The sequence below is a fragment of the Streptomyces sp. IBSBF 3136 genome (assembly GCF_036815105.1).
Taxonomy (GTDB): Bacteria; Actinomycetota; Actinomycetes; order Streptomycetales; family Streptomycetaceae; genus Streptomyces.
This window is the reverse complement of sequence record NZ_JAJSZC010000428.1, coordinates 1-2,238: the sequence shown is the minus strand read 5'-3', so window position 1 is coordinate 2,238 and position 2,238 is coordinate 1. Positions and strand designations below refer to the sequence as shown.

Genomic DNA, 2,238 nt, shown 5'->3' with positions numbered 1-2,238 from the left:
GGGGTGCTCGGCGTCACCGCCGAGGTCGGGGTGCCCGTGGAGGTGGGGGTGGCCGCACTGCTCGGGGCCGCCGTCGCGGCCTTGGCGACGGCCTGCCGGGCCGCGTCGCCGAGCTTCTTGGCCTCGCCGGGGGTGAGCCGCCCCTTCTGGAGCGACTGGTCGACCAGGTCGACGACGGGGTCGAGCAGGGCGCCGGTGCCGTGCAGCGACCGGACCTCGGCGAGCAGCGCGTCCGCGCCGGGGACGGGCGAGTGTGAGCTCGTCCGGGTGCGCTCCCGGGCCGAGTCGGCGGCGACGGCGACGGGGCCGGCGATGCCGATCACGAGGGCGGCGCAGAGGGTGGTGGACGCGAGACGCCGCACGGGCAGCACACGCATGGGGGTTCCTTTCGGTGGGGCAGGGGTCTGAGCCCACCGTTGAACCCGTGGTGACGCCGCGCAACCGCTCACGCACGGTGCGTGAACCATCCGGGGGAACGCGCGAACCGGCCGCCCGCCCGCGACGATGCGCGGACGGGCGGCCGGTCCGAGGGGTGCGTCCCGAGATCAGCCGTTGGCGGCGATGTTGCCGAACGCCGGGTTCAGCAGGCCGATGACGTTGATGCTGTCGCCGCTGACGTTGACCGGCACGTGGACCGGGACCTCGACGACGTTGCCCGACACGACACCCGGCGAGTTGGCGGCGCCGCCACTGGCGCCGGCGTCGGCGCAGGCCACACCGGCGGCGCCGGCGACGGCCGCGACAGCGGCGGAGGTCAGGACCAGACCCTTCGCGATACGCGACATGGAGAGGAGCTCCTTGAAATCGACACAAACATCCGGGCGGATGCCCGGCGCTGTGTCAACGCGCGGCACGCCGTGGGGTTGTGCCGCCAAAGGAGTGATGCGCGCGGTGGTGACCAGCCGGGCTCCCGGCTCGTTCCCAAGGGGACGCGTCGTGGGCCGGCGCGCTCTTCGTCGTCGTGGACGCGCGGGCGTGACCCCGCGCTCCCACCCGCAACCCCGAGCGCCCCCATGAGCGAGGTACCCGCCGATGCACCAGTCACCACCCCCTCCGCGGCCGCGTGTCCTGCACGTCACGCAGCCTGTCGACGGCGGTGTCGCCCGGGTCGTGCGGGACCTGGCGCGGGCTCAGCTGACGGCCGGTCTGCGCGTCGCGGCGGCCTGCCCGGGCGGTGAACTGGGCGCGGAGCTAAGGGAGCTGGGCGTCGACGTGCGCCCGTGGCGGGCCGGGCGGTCGCCGGGTCCGGGGCTGGCCGGCGAGATACGACGGCTCGCACGCCTGGTCGAAGAGGTACGGCCCGAACTGGTGCACGCGCACAGCGCGAAGGCGGGACTCGCCGCCCGGCTCGCCGTACGCGGCCGGGTCCCGACCGTGTTCCAGCCGCACGCATGGTCGTTCGAGGCGGTCGGCGGCCCCACCGCCACGCTCGCGCTGCGCTGGGAGCGGCGGGGAGCGCGGTGGGCGGACCGGGTGGTGTGCGTCAGCCAGGCCGAGCGCGCGACCGGTCTACGCGCCGGGGTGCGCGCCTCGTACGCCGTCATTCCCAACGGCATCGACCTCGACCGCTACTCCCCCGCGCCCGCGCGGCCCGCCCGCGCCGCCCTGTTCCCGGACCTCGACCCGGCGGCGCCGCTCGTCGTCTGTGTCGGACGGCTGTGCCGGCAGAAGGGCCAGGACCTGCTGCTGCGCGCCTGGGAGCACGTCACGCGCCACGTGCCCGGCGCCCGGCTGGCGCTGATCGGCGACGGACCCGACCGGGACGCGCTGCGCCGGCGGGCCCGCGCCCTCGGCCCCGCCGTCCGGTTCGCCGGTGCCGTCGCCGACACCGTGCCCTGGTATCGGGCCGCCGACCTGGTGGTGCTGCCCTCGCGCTGGGAGGGCATGGCCCTGGCCCCGCTGGAGGCGCTGGCCTGCGGGCGGCCCGTCGTGCTCACCGACGTCGACGGCGCGCGCGAGAGCCTGCCGTCCGCGCTCGCGTCCCACTGCCTGGTGCCGCCGGAGGACCCCGCGGCGCTGGCCCGGGCGATCGCCACGCTGCTGTCCGACGCCCCGCTGCGCGCGGTGCTCGGCGAGCGGGGGCGCGGGCACGTCCAGTCCACGCACGACGTGCGGCACACCGCCGAACGGGTCGCGGACCTGTACCGCGAACTCCTCGGCGCCCGGCCGCCCGTGCCCACCGAGCGCAGGGAGTCCCTCCACCCGTGACCGCGGAACGCACCGTCCCCTCCCCCGGCG

General features: G+C 76.5%; 2 protein-coding genes and 1 pseudogene. 1 reads left to right on the top strand and 2 read right to left on the bottom strand.

Annotation, left to right across the window (positions count from 1 at the left end; all coding sequences use genetic code 11):
* Positions 1–377, bottom strand: a pseudogene (locus V7E45_RS39880) (hypothetical protein); the annotation flags it as partial.
* Positions 378–545: 168 nt separating this feature from the next.
* Entirely contained in the window at positions 546–785 is a 240-nt protein-coding gene (locus V7E45_RS39875; RefSeq protein ID WP_020940157.1) for a chaplin family protein, read from the bottom strand.
* Positions 786–1,032: 247 nt separating this feature from the next.
* Between V7E45_RS39875 and V7E45_RS39870 the strand changes: the two genes are divergently transcribed.
* Positions 1,033–2,208 carry a glycosyltransferase gene (locus V7E45_RS39870; RefSeq protein WP_333779187.1) on the top strand — a complete coding sequence of 392 codons (1,176 nt, stop codon included), beginning with the start codon at positions 1,033–1,035 and terminating at the stop codon, positions 2,206–2,208.
* Positions 2,209–2,238 lie beyond the last annotated feature (30 nt).

What these genes read in the sequence shown, in the direction of transcription:
- V7E45_RS39870 (WP_333779187.1), top strand. Translation starts at nt 1,033, where the DNA reads ATGCACCAGTCACCACCCCCTCCGCGGCCGCGTGTCCTGCACGTCACG.
- V7E45_RS39875 (WP_020940157.1), bottom strand. Translation starts at nt 785, where the DNA reads ATGTCGCGTATCGCGAAGGGTCTGGTCCTGACCTCCGCCGCTGTCGCG.